Below are 743 nucleotides of genomic sequence, written 5' to 3'. Positions count from 1 at the left end.
GGTACAGTCAGCGGTCATCTGTATTTAGATACAGATGGAGATGGTGTGCAAGATGAAGGTGAACCTGATTTAGAAAACGTAGATGTAGTTGTTACTGATAGCAACGGCGATACTCAAACAGTCACAACTAACAGCGACGGTGATTGGAGTGCGACTGTAGCACCGGGAGAAACTACAGCAGATGTGGATGAGAATGACCCACAATATCCTACAGGTTTCACTCAAACAGAAGGGGATGACCCCACCACAGTAACTGCGGTTGCGGGTACAGATGTGGATGCAGGTAATGATGGTTACTTTAATCCAGGTACAGTCAGCGGTCATCTGTATTTAGATACAGATGGAGATGGTGTGCAAGATGAAGGTGAACCTGATTTAGAAAACGTAGATGTAGTTGTTACTGATAGCAACGGCGATACTCAAACAGTCACAACTAACAGCGACGGTGATTGGAGTGCGACTGTAGCACCGGGAGAAACTACAGCAGATGTGGATGAGAATGACCCACAATATCCTACAGGTTTCACTCAAACAGAAGGGGATGACCCCACCACAGTAACTGCGGTTGCGGGTACAGATGTGGATGCAGGTAATGATGGTTACTTTAATCCCAATCCTGATATTGAGCTGGTCAAGACTGGTACCTTAGACCTGGGTGAAAATGGTGTGGCTAATCCTGGGGATGTGATTAACTACGAGTTTAAAGTCACCAATACTGGTAACGTCACTCTTGATACTCTGTC

General features: G+C 45.8%; 1 protein-coding gene. It reads left to right on the top strand.

What is annotated here, in order from left to right:
• The coding region (locus F6K27_RS22930) for a hypothetical protein (protein WP_287284555.1) at nt 1-743 on the top strand (743 nt) is incomplete at both ends.

This window comes from Okeania sp. SIO2F5 (assembly GCF_010692685.1).
GTDB lineage: Bacteria > Cyanobacteriota > Cyanobacteriia > Cyanobacteriales > Microcoleaceae > Okeania > Okeania hirsuta.
Note: the sequence above shows the minus strand (reverse complement) of the source record. Positions and strands in the feature narration are given on the sequence as shown.